We start from the raw sequence: 18,781 nt of genomic DNA, 5'->3' as shown, positions 1-18,781 counted from the left end.
CAACTCTTTCTTGCCGCAGCGCAGCACATCGCTATAGTCCGCGCGCGCAAAACAGAGATACTGCATGCCCAAATCCCCTTCCAGCGCGAAACCTCGTTTCGACGTTCTCACCATCGGCAACGCCATTGTCGATGTCTTTGCCCAGACGGAAGACGACTTCCTGGTTCGCGAAGGCCTCGCCAAGGGCGCCATGATCCTCACCAGCGAGGAACGTGCCGACCATCTCTACGCCGCCATGGGACAGAGCGTCGAGATCTCGGGCGGATCGGCCGCCAATACGGCGGTGGGTGTCGCCTCCCTCGGGGGCAAGACCGCCTATTTCGGCAAGGTGAAGCAGGACGAGGCCGGCAAGGTCTTCACCCACGACCTGCGCGCCCAGGGCGCCCATTTCGAGACGGTGCCGCTGACGGAGGGACCTTCCACCGCCAAGAGCTTCATCTTCATCACGCCCGATGGCGAGCGCACGATGAACACCTATCTCGGCGCCTGCCATCTGCTCGGCCCCGCCGATATCGAAGAGGACGTCGTGGAGGGCGCCGCCATCACCTATATGGAAGGTTATCTGTGGGATCCCCAGGATGCCAAGGATGCCTTCCTGAAGGCCGCCGATATCGCCCACAGGGCCGGACGGCGCGTGGCGATCACCCTGTCCGACTCCTTCTGCGTCGACCGCTTCCGCGGTGAATTCCTCGATCTCATGCGCTCGGGCGTGGTCGATACCGTGTTCGCCAACACCCAGGAGATCAAGTCGCTCTACGAGACCTCCGATTTCGAGACGGCGCTCGCCCAGGTCGAGAAAGACTGCCGCCTCGCCATCGTGACACGCTCGGAGGAAGGCGCCCTGGCGATCGAGGGCGGCACGCGCGTCTCGGTGCCGGCCTTTCCGATCGACAAGCTGGTCGACACCACCGGCGCGGGCGATCTCTTCGCCTCCGGCTTCTTGTTCGGGCTTGCCCGCGGCCTGCCGCATCTGGCCTCGCTCAAGCTCGGCGCACTGGCCGCCGCCGAGGTCATCCAGCATGTCGGCGCACGCCCGCAGGCCAATCTGCGCGTGCTGGCCCTGGAAAACGGTCTGCTCTGACCTGATGCAACCGCGAGCACGGAGTGTCGATCTCCGGATCGACACTCTTGCGCCTATGCCGAAGAGGACGGACCGCCGCCTTGCAGCAACCGCTCGGCGGCGATCCCCAGGCATTCCTCGAAGGCCGTGAGATCCTCGAAGAGCCTGCCCGGCGCCGCCACGCGGGTGACGAAGGCGCCGCCGCGCGCCGCGATGCCGCCATCGAGCATCAGATTTTCGATCATGTCGAAATCCTCGACCGCCAGGCCGTCGGCGCCGCGCGGCCGGCCTTCCGCATCATCCGCGATCCGACGGTCGTAATAGATCTGCAGTCGCTCGAAATGCGTCAGCGCCACATTGGAGAAAGCGAAGGCGGGGCAGCCCCGCGCGCACATGAAGCCAAGCTCGTAGACCGTGCCGGTATCGGCGGCGATGCCGCGGAAGGGCGTCAGATTGGCGATGATCGCATCGGCGCTCAGCATCAGCTTTTCGTTGATCGCGCTGATGGCGAGCCCGAAATCGCGCTTGGTCGGCTGCGCCGGGATTTCCAGGTCGCCGGGCGAAACCGGGATGAAGCCATGGCGCCGCGTAAGCTCGATCTTGGCGTCGAGCACCTCGCGGGCGTTGGGCAGGAAGACTTCGGGGCCAGCCAGATAGACGCGCATCATGTTCCTTCCCGTATGAGGCCGTCCCGCGCCTCAAGGACAAAGTTGACGGCCGAGGCCTCGCAAACGCGGTGTGCCGATCTCCGGATCGGCAGTTTCCTTGCCATTCGCGCACCCCAATACACGGGCATCTTGCCCGTGTATTCGAGATCACAGCATCTCCGGCAACACCTTGTCCGGCGGGCTGTGGCCGTCCATGAAGGCCCGGATGTTGACGATGACCTTCTCGCCCATGTCGGTGCGGCCCTCGATGGTGGCCGAGCCCATATGCGGCAGCAGCACCACCCGCCCGCTCTTGGCGAGCTTGACCAGGCGGGGATTGACCGCGGGCTCGTGCTCGAAAACGTCCAGGCCGGCGCCGGCGATCTCGCCGGCATCGAGCATCTTGGCGAGCGTGGTCTCGTCGATCACCTCGCCGCGCGCCGTGTTGATCACCAGGGCCTCGCGCTTGAGCAGCTTCAGGCGCCGGGCCGAGAGCAGGTGGTAGGTCGCCGGCGTGTGCGGGCAATTGACCGAAATGATGTCCATGCGGGCCAGCATCTGGTCGAGCGAATCCCAATAGGTCGCCTCCAGCTCGGCCTCGATGGCGGGATCGACATGGTGGCGATTATGGTAGTGCACCTGCAGGCCGAAGGCCTTGGCCCGGCGCGCCAGCGCCTGGCCGATGCGGCCCATGCCGATGATGCCGAGGCGTTTGCCGGTGATGCGGCGCCCCAGCATCCAGGTCGGCGACCAGCCGGGCCAGGCATTGTCGCCTTCGGGAATCACCCTGGACCCCTCGGTCACGCGCCGGGCCACGGCGAGGATCAGAGCCATGGTCATGTCGGCGGTGTCCTCGGTGAGGACGCGCGGCGTGTTGGTCACGGTGATCTTGCGGGCGACCGCCGCCTCCACGTCGATATTGTCGACGCCATTGCCGAAATTGGCGATCAGCTTGAGATTGCTGCCGGCCGCCTCGATCAGGGCCTTGTCGATACGGTCATTGATGGTGGGCACCAGCACGTCGGCCGTCTTCACGGCCTCGATCAGCGCCTCCTGTGACATCTTCTCGTCGGTCAGGTTGAGCTGCGCGTCGAACAATTCGCGCATGCGGGTTTCCACGCTGTCAGGCAGGCGGCGTGTGACCACGACCCGCGGTTTTTTTCGTAACGACATGCCGACCTCCCGCAAACTTTAAGACGGCGTTCACCGCCCTCAGACAAACTGCGCCGATAAGCCCGCAGCCCGTCGCTGTCCTTCCTCTAACAGACAGGCAAGCGCAGCAACAGAGGCGGTTGCGGGCGAGAGTGTGCGTCGAGGTCCGGCATGTCCCATTACGAAGAAGAAGCGCCCCGTTTGAGTCCCATCGCCAAGATCGGTTTTGCCGGTGCCTTCTGCGCCCTCATCGTCGCCGGCGGGGTCTACTATCTTCATCACAAGCGGCTGAAGCAACCCGTGGATACGGCGACAGAAGGCATCAGCGCCGACACGCTCGCCGATCCCACCGTGGCGGCCTTCATCGCCGGCGCGGGCAAGGCCGCCATTCCGGACAAGCCGGCCGATGACGTTACCGGCTCTTTGCCCGATCCCAAGGCCGGCAAGGACCAGCTCGGCCCGGTTTCGGGCCTGCCGATGCCGCGCTTTGTCAGCCTGAAGCCCGACCGGGTGAATGTGCGCCAGGGCCCCTCGCGCGACCAGACCGTGTCCTTCATCTACCAGAAGTCCAACCTGCCGGTGGAAGTGATCGCCGAATTCGAGAACTGGCGGCGCATCCGCGATGCCGACGGCTCCGAGGGCTGGGTGCTGCAGAACCTGTTGTCGGGCAAGCGCACGGCCCTGATCGCGCCCTGGTCCAAGCAGCAGACGCTGCCGCTGCGCGCCACCGCCGACGCCAAGGCGACGGCCGTGGCCATGCTGCAGCCCGGCGTGCAGGCCTCGATCAAGAGCTGCGCCTCGAACTGGTGCCGCATCCAGGGCGAAGGCTTCGACGGCTGGATCCAGGAAAGCAATCTGTGGGGCGCCTATCCCGGCGAGGTGATCGACTGAGACGGAGCCCGTGCCCCGCCTTCGCCTGATGATCAGCGGGGTCATCTCCCGCGAGCAAGCCGGCGCGGCGGTCGAGGCCGGCGCGGATGCGGTCGGGCTCGACCCTGCCGCCTTTCCGCAGGCGGGCCCGGAAGGCAGCGCAGTGCTGGCGGAGATCGCGCTCGATCTGCCACCGGCCGTCACGCCGATCCTGATCACGCCCGCGCTAACGGCCGGCACCGTGGCCCAGCAGGTCGACGCCTCGGCGACGCTCGCCGTTCGCCTCGCGAGGCCGATCGCCGCCAGCGAATATCCCGGTCTCAAACGCATCATCCGCGGCCGCAAGCTCATCCAATCCATCGATCCCGCCGACGCCGAAGCCCTGGTGGAGGCCTATGCCGGCCTCGCCGATGCGCTGCATCTGAAGGTCGACACCGCTGAGGATCTGAATGCCTGCCGGCGCCCGATCGAACAAGCGGGCTTGCCCTGCTTTCTCGGGCTGACGGACCCGGCGCTCCTGCCGGCCGTCGCCGCGCTGCGGCCCCACGCCGTCGATCTCATGCTCGCTGGCGAAGATGGTTTCGATGCATCGGCTTTGAACCGCTTCGCCGCGGCGCTCGCGGCTTTCTGAACCAAAGCGAAGAACTCGAGCCGAGAGGGTCGCACCTCTCGGCGGAGCTCCCCTCCGGGTCGCCTCGTTGCGATTCGCCCCGTCCTGCCGCTACGATAGGGCGTGCAGTCGGAGCCGCCGATGACGAGAGCATTCCTCTTCGCCGCAACGGGCCTTGCCTTTCTGGGCCTGTCCGCGGCCAGTGCCGAAACCGTAACCCAGAAAGCCGGCCGGGACGCCACTTTCAAGGCCGGGGACGACGATCCCGCCATGAAGGCTGCCTTCGCCAAGGCCCAGGAAAGCCTGCCCGATTTCATCGACGCCCTTGACGGCAAGGTCGCCGGCGCCAGCGACTTTTTCGTGAAGGTGCCGATCATCCAGGGCACCCAGACCGAATATTTCTGGCTGAACGAAGTCAGCCATCGGGGTGACCGCTTCACCGGCAAGGTCAACAACCGCCCGGAACTGGTCGGCAATGTGACGTTCGGCCAGCAACTCACCTTTTTGAGGAGCCGCATCCGGGACTGGGGCTATTACCGCAACGGCAAGCTGCAGGGCAATTTCACGACCTGCGCCCTGCTGGCGAAGGAGGAGCCGCGGGAGGCCCAGGAATTGAAGGACCAGATCGGCCTGGCCTGCGAAGGCGACGCCTCACCGCAATAAGCCGAACTGCTGCTTTCGCAACCCGTGTGGCCCGACTGTCCCTCACCCCGCCGTTTCAAAACGGCGATGGGGCCATGGATTTACGCCGTCCCTGAGCCAGGCGAGCGTATCCTGCCAGAAGCCGGCCCGATGACGGTTATGGAACAGGCTGAAATGACCGATCTCGGCCAAACCATAGTCCTGCGGCATCAGGCGCACCGCGGTCGCGGAGCTCGAACGGTAATAGGCCAGCGCGCGCCGGATGGCCGGCACGGTGCCGAATTCGTCGTCGGACATGGTCACGGCCAGGATCGGGGCGGAGACCGCGGCAAAACGCGCCAGGATCTCTGTCCGCTCCCGGCGCGGATGGCTGGTCTCGGCATGCCTGCCGCGAAAACTCCATTCCAGGGCCACGCCCGCCGGCAGGTCTTCCAGCCAGCCGAGCCGCCGGCCCGGGAAATAGCCGCATATCGCCGTGAACAGGGGCATGAGTACATGCCAGCGCCAGACCAGGCCCAGGCGGCGGCGCCGGTCATAATCGGGCCAGTAGGCATATTGGGCGCCGACCGTCAGCATCCGATCGATCCAGCGGGCATTGTGGGCAAGCCCCGGCAGGAAACCGCCGATGCTGTGGCCGACCACGAGGAGAGGCCCGTCGGGCCGGCGCTGCCGGGCAAAACCCAGCACGGCCTCGAAATCGCGGGTGCCCCACTCGCTCCAGCGATAGCCGCAATGCTTCAGATCTGCCGGGCGCGACAGGCCGATGCCGCGATAGTCATAGGTGATGGCATCGAAGCCCTGTTCGGCGAGGAAGCGGGCATAGCGGTGGTAATAGCGGGCGAGCACGCCTGTCGCGGCATTGATGACGACCGTGCCGGTTGCACCTGCGCCCTCCGCCCGCCAGAGATGGCCGGCAAGAACGATCCTGTCCCCGCAGGTGATCTCGACCGGCGCGCCCGGTGTCATGTCCATCGCCATCGACAGTCCTCACTCGCATGAAGGGATAGCATGGCCAGCGGCAACGGTTATACTCACTTGTCAGTATACATGAGGGCAAGCCATGTCCGAGCCCGCCACCACCACGCGAGAACGCATCGTTTCGGCGGCAGCGCGCCTGTTCTACGACAAGGGCATCCGCAATGTCGGCGTCGACGCCGTCGCCGCCAAGGCCGGCGTCACCAAGCGCACGCTCTATTATCACTTCACCAGCAAGGACGATCTGATCGCCGCCTATCTGGCGGCCCGCGACCAGCCCAATCTCGCTCTGTTCCGACGCTGGTTCGGCGAGGCGCAGGGAGATGTCGCTGCCAAGGTCGAGGCGATCTTCCGCCATCTCGCCGCGGCGGCCCGTCATCCGCGCTGGAAGGGATGCGGCTTTCTGCGCACCGCCGCCGAACTGGCCGATCTGCCCGGGCATCCGGCCATCAAGATCGGCGCCGCCCATAAGAAGAGCTTCGAAGCCTGGCTGCGGCTCGAGCTGGAACACGAGGGGCTGGACGACGCGGCCCTGCTCGCGCGGCAGGTGGTGCTCCTGCTCGACGGCAGTTTTGCCGTCGTCCTGCTGCACCGCGACCCCGACTATATGGAAGCTGCCGGCAAGGCGGCCGCCACGCTGATCACCGCCGCCCTGGGCAGGAGGACATCGCGCGCTCCCGCCGCGGCCTAGAGTTCGATAGCCGGCAACATTTATATCCCATCATATCGAGATTTTTCCAGGAAAGGACCGCTGCGCCATGACCAGCCACGCCCCCAAGGATCCCGGTTTCGAGGCGCTCGTCGCGGCGCTTCAGACCTATTTCGACGGGCTCTATCACAGCGACACCGAAAGGCTGCGGCAAGTGTTTCACCCACAGGCACTCTACGCCTGCGCCAGCGAGGGCAGCCTGACGCATCTCGGCATGGCCGAATATTTCCCCATCGTCGACAACAGGCCATCGCCCGCAAGCCGAAACGAGGAACGGGCCGACAGAATCATCTCCATCGAATTTGCCGGCCCGGTCACGGCCTTTGCCCGGGTTGAATGCGCCATTGGTCCCAAGCATTTCACCGACCTGCTGACCTTTGTCCATCTCGACGGACGCTGGCAGATCATCTCGAAGGTCTTTCACTTCGACCTGCATCGGTGAAGCCCGTCACGCCCGGCCGCAGGCATCGCCTGTAAGTGGCCAGACTTTGTGTTTCGCCGCCCTGAGATCGACATTCAGCCCTGCTTTACCCCTTCCCAATCCAGCTCGAAGCGCGCCAGATATTTGCGCAGGCGATCGGCATCGTTCGAGCTCGCCTTGGCCCGGCGCGATGCCGCGAACAGCACGCGCCCGGCCGCGCTGAGGGAGGAACTGGCGCGGCAGACGCGGACCACTTCGGCCAATTGCACCTGGTCGAAACGGTCGATGCCGGCGACGCGCTCTTCCCCGAGAAGATCGGCGAGCAGCCCGTCAGTGCCCTCGCCGTCGCCCGCCCGCCAGTGCCTGACGAGGCGCTCGATCTCCTCGGCCACGCCCTCCTCGGTGATGCGCCCGCCCGGCGCCAGGGTCGCCATGCGGGTGACTGAGGCGGAGAGGTCGCGGAAATTGGCGGTCCAGCGCGCTTCCGGCGCCGTGGCGAAGGCGAGATAGCGGGTGCGGGCCTCACGGTTGAAGGCGATGTTCTCGCCCTCGCGTTCGGCATAACGGCTCAGTTCGAAGTCGAGATTGGGCTCGATGTCCTCGCGGCGCGCGGCCAAGCCCGGCAATGCGAAGGTCCAGAGATTGAGGCGCGCCAGCAGGTCCTCGCGGAACTTGCCCGAGCGCACATCCACCGAAAGGTCGCGATTGGTGCCGGCGATCAGCTGGAAATCGCTGACCGCCTCCTTGTCTGCGCCGACCGGCAGGAAGCGCTTCTCCTCGATGGCCCTGAGGATCATGGCCTGCTCGTCGAGGCCGAGTTCGCCGATCTCGTCCATGAACAGCAAGCCGCCATCGGCCGCACGCAGGAGCCCGGCCCTGTCGGTCTGGGCACCGGTGAAGGCCCCCCTGATATGGCCGAACAAGGCCGACATCGTATGGTCGCCGCGCAAGGTGGCGCAGTTGACCTCGACGAAATCGCCGGTGAGCTGGCGCCGCGCCTGCTTGAGCTCGAAGATGCGGCGGGCCAGCAGCGACTTGCCGGCTCCGGTCGGCCCGGTCAGCAGCACCGGCGCGCGCGAGCGCATCGCCACCCGTTCGATCTGGTCGATCATGGCGTTGAAGGCGGCATTGCGGGTCGGAATGCCGGATTTGAGGAAGGAGGTCGCCTCCCGCGCCTCGGCCCGGAAGCGGCTGGCGATGGCGTCGTAGCGAGAGAGATCGAGATCCACGATCGAATAGGAGCCGGCAACGCCTTCGCCCTGGCACTTGGGCGGCGAGAGCTGGATCAGCTTGCCGGGCACATAATGGGCCTCGGTCAGCAGGAACCAGCAGATCTGGGCGACGTGGGTGCCGGTGGTGATGTTGACGAGATACTCCTCTTCCTCGGCATCGAAGGGGTAGGCCCGGGCGAAATCATAGAGGGCGCCATAGACCTCCTGGAAATCCCAGGCATCAGCGAGATTCATGATGTGCCTAATAACCTGCGTGTCCGGCGAGATCACCGCGATGTCGCCTGCGATCCGCTCGGCCAGCGAGGTCGCCCGGATGTCGTGGATCAGGTCGAGGCGGTCGATGGGTAGGTCGGCCTGCTGGCAGAGCGCCACGGTCGGCCGCCAGCGCTCCCAGCGCTTGTCGCGCTTGCCGCTGTCGAGGCTGACGCCGAGAAAGCCGATGGCGACACGCTTTTTCATGGTCACATCCTGGGTCGCAGGCTTCTCAGCGACGTTGAGGCAGACTCAATGTCGCGATACCTGCTCTTTCCTGCCAGCGATGCGTTTCTAAGAGCAGGCTGGAAGCCCGGGATCCCAGAAACGCTCGCCATTCAACACTCTATATCACAGGATATTTTATTATCAGAAAATATAAATCATGACCCCAACTCCCTCCTCCGGAATTTCCGAAAATGGTCGGGTGGAAATTTTTTATTGTTTGAAATCAATATTTTATAAAATAATTCCATACCCCTCCTCCACTTGGCACGCTCTCTGCAAACAGATCCTCGTAACAAAATGAGGATGATTGCCATGGCAAATAAGTCGCTGTTTGCCTCCCTGGTGGGGAAGATGCTGCCGAAGGCCGAGGCCGCCAACAAGCACGGCGCCCCCTCCTACGAGTTCACCCCGCGGCACGCGCTGGCCCAGCTCGCCGTCACCGGCACGCTGAACCATACCTTCTATGCCAGCGCCACGGCGCAGCTCGACGAGACGCTCAAGGCGGTCTGCGAGGTGGAGAGCGCGTTCATCGCCAAGGCGGCCATCTATGCCCGCCAGCGCGGCCACATGAAGGATATGCCGGCCTTGCTGCTCGCCTATCTCTCCATGCTGCAGACGGGTGATTTCGCCAAGGCCTTCCCGCGCGTGGTCGACAATGGCAAGATGCTGCGCAACTTCGTGCAGGTGATGCGTTCGGGCGCCGTCGGCCGCAAGTCCTTGGGAACCCGGCCGAAGAAGCTTGTCCAGGCCTGGCTCGAGACCGCCTCAGACATCGAGATCATGCGCGCCAGCGTCGGCAACGCGCCCTCGCTCGCCGATGTGATCAAGATGGTCCACCCCAAGCCCGCCGACAAGGCGCGCGAGGCGCTCTATGCCTGGTTGATCGGGCGCCCCTACGAGGTGACGGCTCTGCCCGCCATCGCCCGGGCATTCGAGGCCTTCAAGCAGGATCCGTCGCTGCCGGTGCCGGCCGTGCCGTTCCAGATGCTGACGGCCCTGCCGCTCACGCGGGACCACTGGGCCGCCATCGCCGACAAGGCCGGCTGGCAGATGCTCCGGATGAATCTCGCCACCTTCGCGCGCCACGGCGTGTTCGAGGTGGAGGGCTTCGCTGAAAAGCTCGCCGGGCGGCTTGCCGATCGCGAGGCCATCAAGCGGGCACGGGTTTTCCCGTACCAGCTGCTGATGGCCTATGCGCAGGCCGGGCAGGACATCCCGCCCGTGGTGCGCGAGGCGCTGCATGACGCGATGGAGATTGCGGTCGCCAACGTGCCGACGATCGAGGGCCGCGTGGTCGTCTGCCCGGACGTTTCGGGTTCGATGTCCTCGCCGGTCACCGGCTATCGTCCGGGCGCGACCACGCAGGTGCGCTGCATCGACGTGGCCGGCCTGGTGGCGGCTTCGGTGCTCCGGGCCAATCCTTCGGCACGGGTGATCCCGTTCGAGCAGAGCGTGGTCCGGGTGGACCTCGAGCCGCGCGACACGGTGATGACCAATGCCCGCAAGCTCGCCTCCATCGGCGGCGGCGGCACCAACTGCTCGGCGCCGCTGGAGAAGCTGGCGAACGAGCGGGCCAAGGTGGATCTCGTGATCTTCGTCTCGGACAACCAGTCCTGGGTCGATGCGCGCAGGGGCGGCGAGGCCACGCAGATGATGAAGCAGTGGGAGCGGGTGAAGACCAGCAATCCCGATGCCAAGCTCGTCTGCCTGGACATCCAGCCCTACACGACCACCCAGGCGCAGGAGCGCGCCGATGTGCTCAACATCGGCGGCTTCTCGGATGCGGTGTTCGACACCATCGCGGCCTTCACGAAGGGCGAGATGGGCGCCGAGCACTGGGTCGGCGAGATCGAGAAGATCGAGCTCTAATACGACACGATTTCCGGCCGGCGGCTTGAAGCTGCCGGCCGGAGCCAAGGCATACGTAATGGCCACGGCAAATGCCGGCGGAACTACAGACTGCGAATCCCGGGGTTGCGGGTTCAAATCCCGCTGCGGCGCAAGCTGCATAGCTCAATCGGATAGAGCACGGACCGCCGCAAGGCGGTAACGTTTCGTCATTCTTGTTGCCGTGGCACTTATCATCGGGAGACTGCGTACGGACACGGCGAATGCCGACGGAACTACAGCCTTCACGCTCCAGGTCGCGGGTTCGAGTCCCGCCAGGCCGCAAGGCCTGTAGCTCAGTGGATAGAGCAGGATGTTTCGTCACTCTCGTCGCCGTGGCTCGATCATGGCTCATTGCAACCAGCGGCGAATGCCGGCGGGACTACAGGTTAGAGCGCCCTTTCATCCGAAAGGGAGGTCGGCGTTTTCGATGGCGCCCCGCGCAAGCGGTAGCTCAGCAATCGTCCCCCTCGAACCTTGTCGCCGCACGACAGAAAGGATTTCAACGCGTCACGGCGTATGCCAATGGGAATACAGCACCTCAGGGCGCTGCAGCCGCGAACTGCACCCGACTCACCGTTATCGGGAGCCCGTTCTCATCACCCTCGTCGCCGTGGCCCCTTGACGATACCGAGCAGAGCGGCGAATGCCGATGGAACTACATGGTCCTGCTGGTTCGAACCCAGAGCCTTGCGCCAGGCCGAAGGGCCCCGCGCGGGTGTAGAAGTTTCATCCCCCTCGTCGCCGCGCCTGCCCGGCCCGGTTTGGAACGTTGCGGCGAATGCCGGCGGAACTACATGGCTATTCCCCACGTGATGCGGGTTCGAATCCCGTCGGGTCCACCACTATGGGCCCGTAGCTCAATGGTAGAGCATATGTTTCGCCATTCTTGTCGCCGCAACGTTCCCTTCTCTTTCCGGCGGCGGCCTCTCCGCTACTCCGGACCGGCATCCGCCTCCAACCGCTGGCGCAGCGTGCCTATCAGGCGCAGGCAGGCCGCCACATCCTCCGTCGCCAATCCCTGCGCAAGGGCGTCGACCCACGGTTTCTGCCGCCGGCCCGCGGCTTCGTAGGCCGTCTTCCCCCTTGACGTCATCACCACCAGCCTGGCCCGGCGATGATGGGGGTTGTCGCGGAAGGCGAGAATGTCCTCGTCCACCATTTCGTTGACGATACGCTGTACGCCCTGACGGTTGAGCCCCATGGAACGGGCGAGATGGGCCACGGGCTGCGGAGTGTCGGCCAGCGCGATGGCGCCCAGCACCTGCCAGCGCGCGCTGCTTAGCCCCAGCCCGGCCACCAGCCGGTCGCCGGCCGCGAGCAGGCGGCCATTCAGGCGGAAGATTTCGAGGATGAGGGCCGTGACGCCCTCGCCGGCCAAGGCAGGATCCGATTCATTCATTGACAATATATACCCAATTTGACAATATGTTGTCAAATTGGAGTTGACCCATGCTGATCGGTCAGATCGCGCTCGTTCTCGCAGCCGCCTTCACCGGGGCGGCCTTCTACATCAATATTGCCGAACAGCCGGCGCGGCTCGGCCTCGACGACGCCTCCCTGCTGGCGCAATGGAAACCCAGCTATGGGCGCGGCTTCGCCATGCAGGCCAGCTTGGCCGTCGTCTCCGGTCTTGCCGGCATCGCCGCCGCCTGGCTGGCCGGCGGTTGGCTCTGGCTGGCCGGTGCCGTGCTGATCCTGGCGAACTGGCCCTATACGCTGCTGGGCATCATGCCGACCAACCGGCGCCTGGAGGCAACGCCGAACGATGAGGCAGGGGCCCAGACGCGCCGGTTGATCGGGCACTGGGGCCGGCTGCACGCCGTACGCACCGCCCTCGGCGCGGCGGCGACGCTGGCCTATCTCGCCGCCTCGCTACAACATTTTGCGATTTGACGGGATCGTCCGGAATCGCAAAGACGCGTCGAAGCAAACGGCAAGAGCAAAAAAGCGTTCAGTCCTGAACGCGCTTTGCTCCAGGAGGCTCGGCCCCGGCATCGGCCAGCTCGGCCCGCAGCCAGGCCTCGAAAGCCTTTACCTTGGCTGAAGGCTTGCGGCGCGCCGAGCTCACCAGCCAATAGGCCAGGCCGGTCTGAACCGGGCGCGGGAAAGGCGAAACCAGGCGCCCGTCGCGCAGTGCATCCTGTGCCAGGGTCTGCCAGCCGATCGAGACGCCCTGGCCGGCGATCGCGGCATCGAGACACAGCGCCGCATCCGAAAAGGCCGGGCCCGGCGCGAGCGGCAGGTCCGCCTTGCCATAGGCCGCCAGCCAGATCGGCCAGCTCTCCGGCGAATTATAGTCGATGATGGCCGGCAGCCTGACCAGATCCTCGATCTCCCGGATGCCGGCGGCCAGCGCGGGCGAGCAGAGCGGGAACAGGCTCTGATCCATCAGGTAATCCGCCCTCACCCCCGGCCAGGGGCCCGCGCCCACGCGCACGCCGACATCGACGTCCGAGGTATCGAAATCCACCCGTTCGACCGAGGCATCGATACGCAGCTGCAGGCCCGGATGCGCCTCATGGAAGCGATGCAGGCGCGGCACCAGCCATTTGGCGGCGAGAACCGGCGCGACCGTCACCGTCAGCACATGCTCGGACCGGGCTTCCGCCGTCGCCAGAGCCTGCGAGATCTCCCGGAAGCCCCGGGTGAGGCCCGCGAGCAGGGACTGGCCGAGCGGTGTCGGCACCAGCCCCTTCGGGCCGCGCGTGAAGATCGGTCGCCCCAGGCGCTGCTCGGCCTTGAGCACCTGCTGGCTGACCGCGCCGACGGTGACGCCGAGCTCCTCGGCGGCCTTCGCCATCGAGCCGAGACGCCCGGCAGCTTCGACCGCCCGCAAGGCGCCGAGCTGATATCGCAGCAGACCATCCATATAGTTTTTCTATAGGATCTCAGCGCAGAACTCCATTTCTTTCGCGCCTTGTTTATTGGAGATTCGATAGCCAGAACTCAGGGATATTTCGGCCATGCTGACCGCCAGGATACTCAAGACCCTTAAGGAGCGCTGGACCAGTCTGCAGCTCACACCTCCCCGCGGCGTGGAGCCGCTCGACCATCCCAGCCTGCAGGCCATGTCCCTGCGGGCGCTGGCCGACCTGCCGCTGGAGCCGCCACAGGCCCCCGGTCCCGATGGGGGCGCACTCGTCTGCAATCCAGGCAGGGCCGCCACGGGCCGGATACCGGCGCGCCAGGCCTTACGGGGAACCGTGATCGGCGCCCGCTAGCGGCGTATCGAAGTTCGCCTCCTGGCACCGCCAGCATCCTGCTGGCCTTTTCCGCGGCACGCCCCGCCTCCAGCAGCCAGTAGGATGCTGGCGGTCCCAGGAGGTGACCTGCTATTGCACTCCGTCATACGCCTTCTGCAGCGCCGCGATGTCGAACTTGATCGCGTGCAGCACGGCGGCCATCACGCGCTGCGCCTTGGCCTGGTCGGGATCGGCCAGCAGCGTGGGCAGGATCGAGGGCACGATCTGCCAGTGCACGCCATAGCGATCCTTGAGCCAGCCGCAATGTATCAATTCGCCCTTCTCGCCCAGCGCCTGCCACAGCCGGTCGATCTCGGCCTGATCGGCGCAGTCGATGTGGAAAGAGACGGCGTGGTTGTATTCGCATTTCTCTCCGCCATTGAGGGCGAGATAGCTCTCGCCCGCCAAAGTGAAGCGGACCATCAGTACGCTGCCGGCCTTGCCGCCCGGCCCATCCGCGACGTTGCGCTGCACATGATCGATGCGCGAATCCGGCAACAGCGACACATAGAAATTGGCGGCCTCCTCGGCTTCCCCGGCAAACCACAGGCACGGCGAAATCTTGGACATGGCATTTTCCTCCGATGGACCCTTGCGGGCGAATGCCCCAAGGACGAGGGAAGACCTGCCGATCCGACATTTCCATGTGTCTCGATCGCGGATTTCATGCTCACACGCCGCCGAGACGGGCCTGCATGAAATCCACGAAGACGCGGACCTTCGGCGAGAGATGCCGGTTGGACGGCCAGATCATGTTGAAATTGCGCGGCCCGCCCACATGATCGGGCAGCACGGTCCGCAGTGTTCCGGCCTCGACGGCATCGTGCACCAGGAAGTCCGGCATGACGCCGATGCCGAGGCCACCGAGCGTGGCGCCGCGCATGGCTTCCATATTGTTGCAGGTGAAGACGGTGCGCGGGCGCGGCTCCGGCTCGTCCGGCGGCAGGATCAGCGGCCATTCCAACATCCTGCCGCTGTTGAGGAAGCGGTAGCGGATGGCGAGATGGCCGTCGAGATCGCGCGGCTTCAGCGGCGTGCCATGGCGCTCGAGATAAGCGGGCGAAGCGAACAGCATCTGCCGGAAGGAACAGAACACCCGCGACATCAGCCGGGAATCCGGCAACTCGCCGCTGCGGATGGCGATATCGACGCCTTCCTCGACCAGGTCGACCAGACGGTCGTTGAAATCGAAATCGAGGTCTATCTCCGGATAGAGTGCGGTGAACTCCGGCATCAGGGGCATCAGGATGTGATAGGTGACGACCGGCGTCGACACCCGAAGCCTGCCCCGCGGAGCGTCGCGCGAACCCGCCACGATGGCCCAGGCGTCGTCGAGGTCGTCGAGGACGCGCCGGCAGCGCTCGTGGAACAGGCGTCCTTCCTCCGTCAGGCGGATGGTGCGGGTGGTGCGCTGGAACAGGCGGACGCCGAGATCATATTCAAGCTTTGCCACCGACTTGCCGACGGCCGAGGCCGACAGGCCGAGCACGCGCCCGGCTGCGGCGAAACTGCCGAGATCCGCCGTGCGCACGAAGGCGGTGAGATTGCCGCTCCTGTCCATAGACTCTCCGCTATTACGGAATTTTGTTCCGTTATCTTCGGAACAACGCCCCCATTTCCTCAATAATGCGGCAAGAATAGATTGCTCGCAACGGGTCGAGCCGTTTTGCCGGGGCAAGCCTCCCCACCGAGCGCCCCGCTGGCAGGTGACCTGCCACCCCTCTTTCGAGCAAGATTCCATGACAGATCGAACCTTGGCTCCGAGCGCGGCCCACAAGGCGCTCATCCTGCTATCCGTCTGCCTTGCCGCCATCGCCATGCCGTTGACCTTCACGGGACCGGCGGTGGCGCTGACCGCCATCGCCGAAACGCTGGGCGGCAGCCCGATCGCCCTGAACTGGGTGACCAATGCCTTCATGCTGACCTTCGGCAGCGCGCTGATGGCCGCCGGAGCCCTGTCGGACAGCTTCGGCCGCAAGCGTGTCTTCCTCACCGGCACCGCCGGCTTCGCCCTGGCCTCGCTGGCCCTGGTGGGCGCGCGCTCGATCCTGATCTTCGACCTGCTGCGCGCTCTCCAGGGGCTTGCCGCTGCCGCGGCCTTCGCGGGCGGCATGGCGGCCCTGGCGCAGGAATTTTCCGGCGGCGCGCGCATGCGTGCCTTCAGCGTGGTCGGCGCCAGTTTCGGCGCCGGCCTTTCCTTCGGCCCGATCAGTTCGGGCCTGATAAGCGCGACCTTCGGCTGGCCCAGCATCTTTCTCGCCGTCGTCGCGCTGACATCGGTCTCTTTCGTCATCGGCGTCGCCGTGCTCCGGGAATCCCGCGATCCCCAGGCTCGCGGGCTGGACTGGCCGGGCGCGACCAGCTTCACCCTCGCACTGACCCTGTTCACCTATGGCGTCCTGCAGGCGCCGGAAAGCGGCTGGAGCGATCCGCTCGTCATCGTCCTGCTCGTCGGCGCCTTGGCCCTGATGGCGCTGTTCGTGCGCATCGAGCTCAACTCGCCCCGCCCTATGCTCGACCTCAGCCTGTTCCGCTACGGGCGCTTCGTCGGCGTGCAGTTGCTGGCGGCCGCGCCCGCCTATGCCTTCGTGGTGCTGCTGATCCTGCTGCCGATCCGTTTCGTCGGCATCGAGGGCGTCGGCGCGGTTGCTGCCGGCCGCATGATGATGGCGCTGTCCGCCCCGCTGCTGGTTCTGCCGCTCCTGGCCGGCTGGCTCTCACGCTGGATCGCGCCGGCCGTGATCTGCGGCCTAGGCCTGCTGGTCTCAGCAGCCGGACTTGCCTGGCTGAGCTTCATGCCGGCCGGCGGCGACGTCAACGCCATGCTCGCGCCCATGGCCGTGATCGGCATCGGCATCAGCCTGCCCTGGGGCCTGATGGACGGCCTCGCCGTCTCCGTGGTGCCGAGCGAGCGGGCCGGCATGGCGACCGGCATCTTCTCCACAGTCCGCGTCGCCGGCGAGGGCGTGGCGCTTGCCATCGTCAGCGCCGTGCTCTCGGCCCTGACCTCAGGCCATCTTCCCGGTGCGCATGCCCGGGAGGGCGCCCAGAAGCTGGTGACGGGCGACGTTGCCGGTGCCGCCGGCGCGCTGCCGCAATTGGCCCGCCCGGCCCTGATCCAGGCCTATGGCGGTGCGTTCTCCACGCTGCTGCTCTTGCTGGCCGCTATCACCGTGGTCACCGCCGTCGTGGTCTTCGTCTTTCTCGGGCGCCGGGAAACGCCTCGGGACGACGTCCCGGCAGAGACAGTCTGTGCCTCGGCGAACGGCTGAACGCCGTACATCGGCAACCAGCCTTACGACCACGGAAAAGGGGGCCGAAGCGCTAATACGGTTTACTTAAGCAGGAACCGCTCCGAATTTGTCATAGCCGGGCTTAACCCGGCTACCCAGAAGCCGCACGGACGAACCGTCGGGGAGCTGGATTGCCGGGTCAAGCCCGGCAACAACAAAGGTCGAGCCCCCCGAAACGCTTAAGTGAACTGCATTGGGCCGAAGAGCCCCCTTTTCTGATATGCCGAGCCGGTGTCGATTGCGGTAATGCCCTCAGAACATCCGCTTGATGCGGATGCCGCCGACCACCGAGTTGAGCTTCTCCTTCGGCCTGATATCGGCGAAGGTTTCGTTGCCGAGTTCGCGATCGAACTCGGAGCGGATGTAGGAGACCTCGCCCGTCACCGACAGGCCCTTGACGATCATGTAGGTCAGGTTGCCGGTGATGGCATATTCCTTGGCCTTGAGGTCCTGGCCATTGATGCCGGCGCCGTCGTAGCGCGTGTCGATATAGCTCGGCACGATGTTGAAGCCCCATTGCGGCGTGAAGTTGCCGCCCAGTTCCGCCGTAATGGACCAGCCCTTGCCGGCTTCCAGCCGCGAAAAGCCGTTGCGGTAGTAGAAGTCCTGCGAGCGGAGGGCATAGAGGTTGTCGGCGCCCAGATAGTCCAGCGCACCGTCGGCATATTGCCCTTCGATCACCAGATGCCCGTCCTGGAGCTGCGGGATCTTGATCAGCACGTCGCCGCCGATCGCATAGCCCCATTTGTTCTGATGCCGCAGGGCGACGTCGTCGGCAGGATCGTCTGGCGTGCCATTGTCATAGCGCGAGGCGCTGCGGAACTGGTGGGCCGCGGCCTGGAGCGCCACCGTTCCCCATTCCTGGTCGAGCCGGAGGACGCCGACGACATCCGGCACCTGCTGGCCGCCCTGATAGGCGAACACGTCGTTCTGGCGGTGATCGCGGCCATCTTCGATCGACAGGGTGGCCGAGAAGCCGCCGCCGAACTGTGCCGTATAGGCGATGAGGTTCACCGTGTTCGACTGGGCATAATAGGGGCCGAAGATGGTGTTGCCATAGTCGTTGTCGTAGAAGCCGAAGAAGGAATGGGCATAACCCGCCGTCAGGCCGCCGAACTGGATGAAGGCCTTGTCGATGGTGAAGCGGTTGCGCTGTTCCGTGCCGTTCACCCGCGTGGCGGTGTTGCTGTCCGCATTGATCTGGAAATAGGAGCGCAGCAGGCCGTATTCGGTCTCGGTGCGGGCATCGAACCAGACACGGGCCTGGGTGTTGAAGGCGGTGCGGTTGTCGTCGCGATTGAACTTGCCGCCGCCATAGATGCGATAGTCTATGCGGAACTCGCTGCCGATGCGCAGGCAGGTGTCGCTGCCCGGAATATAGAAGAAGCCCGGGCCAAAGGCCGTACAGACCTTCACATATTCGACGGCCTCGCCCTTGGTCATCGGAAGATCCGCCGCATGAGCAGCGGCAAAACCGGTAAGGCCGGCGACTGTTCCTAAAATAAATGCTCTTTTAATCACAATTTCCTCCAAACAATTTTCAATTGCAATACGACAG

At 65.2% G+C, this 18,781-nt stretch carries 19 protein-coding genes; 10 read left to right on the top strand and 9 right to left on the bottom strand.

Going from position 1 to position 18,781, the window contains the following annotated elements; genetic code table 11:
- Nucleotides 1-64: 64 nt before the first annotated feature.
- Complete coding sequence (locus tag J8I29_RS20035) at nt 65-1,081, top strand: adenosine kinase (RefSeq protein WP_105863381.1); 1,017 nt, start codon at nt 65-67, stop codon at nt 1,079-1,081.
- Between the two features lie 53 nt (nt 1,082-1,134).
- Here J8I29_RS20035 and J8I29_RS20030 read toward each other — a convergent pair whose 3' ends face one another.
- Both J8I29_RS20030 and J8I29_RS20025 read right to left on the bottom strand, forming a co-directional pair.
- Complete coding sequence (locus tag J8I29_RS20030; protein WP_209433091.1) at nt 1,135-1,725, bottom strand: nucleoside 2-deoxyribosyltransferase; 591 nt, start codon at nt 1,723-1,725, stop codon at nt 1,135-1,137.
- A 150-nt stretch (nt 1,726-1,875) separates the two neighbouring features.
- A complete protein-coding gene (locus J8I29_RS20025; protein ID WP_209433005.1) occupies nt 1,876-2,880 on the bottom strand; it encodes a D-glycerate dehydrogenase in 1,005 nt (334 codons plus the stop codon).
- Nucleotides 2,881-3,030: 150 nt separating this feature from the next.
- Between J8I29_RS20025 and J8I29_RS20020 the strand changes: the two genes are divergently transcribed.
- The 3 genes from J8I29_RS20020 (at nt 3,031) to J8I29_RS20010 (ending at nt 5,002) form a co-directional block, all read left to right on the top strand.
- The gene (locus J8I29_RS20020) at nt 3,031-3,750 is read left to right on the top strand and encodes an SH3 domain-containing protein (protein ID WP_105863383.1); all 720 of its coding nucleotides are present in this window, start codon (nt 3,031-3,033) and stop codon (nt 3,748-3,750) included.
- 10 nt (nt 3,751-3,760) lie between these two features.
- Nucleotides 3,761-4,360 carry a hypothetical protein gene (locus J8I29_RS20015; protein ID WP_209433004.1) on the top strand — a complete coding sequence of 200 codons (600 nt, stop codon included), beginning with the start codon at nt 3,761-3,763 and terminating at the stop codon, nt 4,358-4,360.
- Between the two features lie 120 nt (nt 4,361-4,480).
- Nucleotides 4,481-5,002: a DUF2314 domain-containing protein gene (locus tag J8I29_RS20010; RefSeq protein WP_105863385.1), complete on the top strand. Its 522-nt coding sequence runs from the start codon at nt 4,481-4,483 to the stop codon at nt 5,000-5,002.
- A 42-nt stretch (nt 5,003-5,044) separates the two neighbouring features.
- On the opposite strand, the gene J8I29_RS20005 is transcribed toward J8I29_RS20010, so the two are convergent.
- Nucleotides 5,045-5,953, bottom strand: coding sequence for an alpha/beta fold hydrolase (locus J8I29_RS20005; protein WP_209433090.1), 909 nt, complete (start codon nt 5,951-5,953; stop codon nt 5,045-5,047).
- Between the two features lie 88 nt (nt 5,954-6,041).
- Here J8I29_RS20005 and J8I29_RS20000 point away from each other — a divergent pair, with 88 nt between their 5' ends.
- Together J8I29_RS20000 and J8I29_RS19995 are read left to right on the top strand one after the other, a co-directional pair.
- Nucleotides 6,042-6,647 (top strand): TetR/AcrR family transcriptional regulator, encoded by a 606-nt coding sequence (locus tag J8I29_RS20000; RefSeq protein ID WP_209433003.1) that lies wholly within the window; start codon nt 6,042-6,044, stop codon nt 6,645-6,647.
- Between the two features lie 67 nt (nt 6,648-6,714).
- Complete coding sequence (locus J8I29_RS19995; protein WP_209433002.1) at nt 6,715-7,107, top strand: nuclear transport factor 2 family protein; 393 nt, start codon at nt 6,715-6,717, stop codon at nt 7,105-7,107.
- Nucleotides 7,108-7,181: 74 nt separating this feature from the next.
- Here J8I29_RS19995 and rtcR read toward each other — a convergent pair whose 3' ends face one another.
- Entirely contained in the window at nt 7,182-8,777 is a 1,596-nt protein-coding gene (rtcR, locus tag J8I29_RS19990) for an RNA repair transcriptional activator RtcR (RefSeq protein ID WP_209433001.1), read from the bottom strand.
- A gap of 333 nt (nt 8,778-9,110) precedes the next feature.
- On the opposite strand from rtcR, the gene J8I29_RS19985 reads away from it, so the two are divergent.
- On the top strand, nt 9,111-10,667 hold the full coding sequence (locus J8I29_RS19985; protein ID WP_209433000.1) for a TROVE domain-containing protein: 1,557 nt from the start codon (nt 9,111-9,113) through the stop codon (nt 10,665-10,667).
- 952 nt (nt 10,668-11,619) lie between these two features.
- On the opposite strand, the gene J8I29_RS19980 is transcribed toward J8I29_RS19985, so the two are convergent.
- Nucleotides 11,620-12,087, bottom strand: a complete 468-nt coding sequence (locus tag J8I29_RS19980; protein WP_105863391.1) for a MarR family transcriptional regulator — start codon at nt 12,085-12,087, stop codon at nt 11,620-11,622.
- A gap of 53 nt (nt 12,088-12,140) precedes the next feature.
- Between J8I29_RS19980 and J8I29_RS19975 the strand changes: the two genes are divergently transcribed.
- Complete coding sequence (locus J8I29_RS19975; protein ID WP_209433089.1) at nt 12,141-12,581, top strand: DUF1772 domain-containing protein; 441 nt, start codon at nt 12,141-12,143, stop codon at nt 12,579-12,581.
- A 58-nt stretch (nt 12,582-12,639) separates the two neighbouring features.
- Here the strand turns inward: J8I29_RS19975 and J8I29_RS19970 are convergent, their stop codons facing one another.
- Nucleotides 12,640-13,557: a LysR substrate-binding domain-containing protein gene (locus J8I29_RS19970; RefSeq protein ID WP_209432999.1), complete on the bottom strand. Its 918-nt coding sequence runs from the start codon at nt 13,555-13,557 to the stop codon at nt 12,640-12,642.
- Nucleotides 13,558-13,651: 94 nt separating this feature from the next.
- Between J8I29_RS19970 and J8I29_RS19965 the strand changes: the two genes are divergently transcribed.
- Entirely contained in the window at nt 13,652-13,909 is a 258-nt protein-coding gene (locus J8I29_RS19965) for a hypothetical protein (protein WP_209432998.1), read from the top strand.
- Nucleotides 13,910-14,020: 111 nt separating this feature from the next.
- Here J8I29_RS19965 and J8I29_RS19960 read toward each other — a convergent pair whose 3' ends face one another.
- Both J8I29_RS19960 and J8I29_RS19955 read right to left on the bottom strand, forming a co-directional pair.
- Entirely contained in the window at nt 14,021-14,500 is a 480-nt protein-coding gene (locus tag J8I29_RS19960; protein WP_209432997.1) for a VOC family protein, read from the bottom strand.
- A 100-nt stretch (nt 14,501-14,600) separates the two neighbouring features.
- On the bottom strand, nt 14,601-15,491 hold the full coding sequence (locus J8I29_RS19955) for a LysR family transcriptional regulator (protein ID WP_209432996.1): 891 nt from the start codon (nt 15,489-15,491) through the stop codon (nt 14,601-14,603).
- A 178-nt stretch (nt 15,492-15,669) separates the two neighbouring features.
- Between J8I29_RS19955 and J8I29_RS19950 the strand changes: the two genes are divergently transcribed.
- Nucleotides 15,670-17,202, top strand: a complete 1,533-nt coding sequence (locus J8I29_RS19950; protein ID WP_209432995.1) for an MFS transporter — start codon at nt 15,670-15,672, stop codon at nt 17,200-17,202.
- A 273-nt stretch (nt 17,203-17,475) separates the two neighbouring features.
- Here the strand turns inward: J8I29_RS19950 and J8I29_RS19945 are convergent, their stop codons facing one another.
- The gene (locus J8I29_RS19945) at nt 17,476-18,666 is read right to left on the bottom strand and encodes a porin (protein WP_209432994.1); all 1,191 of its coding nucleotides are present in this window, start codon (nt 18,664-18,666) and stop codon (nt 17,476-17,478) included.
- Between the last annotated feature and the right edge of the window lie 115 nt (nt 18,667-18,781).

Origin of the sequence: Labrys sp. LIt4 (assembly GCF_017813775.1) — a bacterium.
GTDB classification, from domain to species: Bacteria; Pseudomonadota; Alphaproteobacteria; order Rhizobiales; family Labraceae; genus Labrys; species Labrys okinawensis_A.
The sequence above is the reverse complement of the archived record's forward strand: the minus strand, read 5'-3'. Positions and strand labels throughout refer to the sequence as shown.

What these genes read in the sequence shown, in the direction of transcription:
- J8I29_RS20035 (WP_105863381.1), top strand. Translation starts at nt 65, where the DNA reads ATGCCCAAATCCCCTTCCAGCGCGAAACCTCGTTTCGACGTTCTCACC.
- J8I29_RS20030 (WP_209433091.1), bottom strand. Translation starts at nt 1,725, where the DNA reads ATGCGCGTCTATCTGGCTGGCCCCGAAGTCTTCCTGCCCAACGCCCGC.
- J8I29_RS20025 (WP_209433005.1), bottom strand. Translation starts at nt 2,880, where the DNA reads ATGTCGTTACGAAAAAAACCGCGGGTCGTGGTCACACGCCGCCTGCCT.
- J8I29_RS20020 (WP_105863383.1), top strand. Translation starts at nt 3,031, where the DNA reads ATGTCCCATTACGAAGAAGAAGCGCCCCGTTTGAGTCCCATCGCCAAG.
- J8I29_RS20010 (WP_105863385.1), top strand. Translation starts at nt 4,481, where the DNA reads ATGACGAGAGCATTCCTCTTCGCCGCAACGGGCCTTGCCTTTCTGGGC.
- J8I29_RS20005 (WP_209433090.1), bottom strand. Translation starts at nt 5,953, where the DNA reads ATGGACATGACACCGGGCGCGCCGGTCGAGATCACCTGCGGGGACAGG.
- J8I29_RS20000 (WP_209433003.1), top strand. Translation starts at nt 6,042, where the DNA reads ATGTCCGAGCCCGCCACCACCACGCGAGAACGCATCGTTTCGGCGGCA.
- J8I29_RS19995 (WP_209433002.1), top strand. Translation starts at nt 6,715, where the DNA reads ATGACCAGCCACGCCCCCAAGGATCCCGGTTTCGAGGCGCTCGTCGCG.
- rtcR (WP_209433001.1), bottom strand. Translation starts at nt 8,777, where the DNA reads ATGAAAAAGCGTGTCGCCATCGGCTTTCTCGGCGTCAGCCTCGACAGC.
- J8I29_RS19985 (WP_209433000.1), top strand. Translation starts at nt 9,111, where the DNA reads ATGGCAAATAAGTCGCTGTTTGCCTCCCTGGTGGGGAAGATGCTGCCG.
- J8I29_RS19980 (WP_105863391.1), bottom strand. Translation starts at nt 12,087, where the DNA reads ATGAATGAATCGGATCCTGCCTTGGCCGGCGAGGGCGTCACGGCCCTC.
- J8I29_RS19970 (WP_209432999.1), bottom strand. Translation starts at nt 13,557, where the DNA reads ATGGATGGTCTGCTGCGATATCAGCTCGGCGCCTTGCGGGCGGTCGAA.
- J8I29_RS19965 (WP_209432998.1), top strand. Translation starts at nt 13,652, where the DNA reads ATGCTGACCGCCAGGATACTCAAGACCCTTAAGGAGCGCTGGACCAGT.
- J8I29_RS19960 (WP_209432997.1), bottom strand. Translation starts at nt 14,500, where the DNA reads ATGTCCAAGATTTCGCCGTGCCTGTGGTTTGCCGGGGAAGCCGAGGAG.
- J8I29_RS19955 (WP_209432996.1), bottom strand. Translation starts at nt 15,491, where the DNA reads ATGGACAGGAGCGGCAATCTCACCGCCTTCGTGCGCACGGCGGATCTC.
- J8I29_RS19950 (WP_209432995.1), top strand. Translation starts at nt 15,670, where the DNA reads ATGACAGATCGAACCTTGGCTCCGAGCGCGGCCCACAAGGCGCTCATC.
- J8I29_RS19945 (WP_209432994.1), bottom strand. Translation starts at nt 18,666, where the DNA reads ATGACCAAGGGCGAGGCCGTCGAATATGTGAAGGTCTGTACGGCCTTT.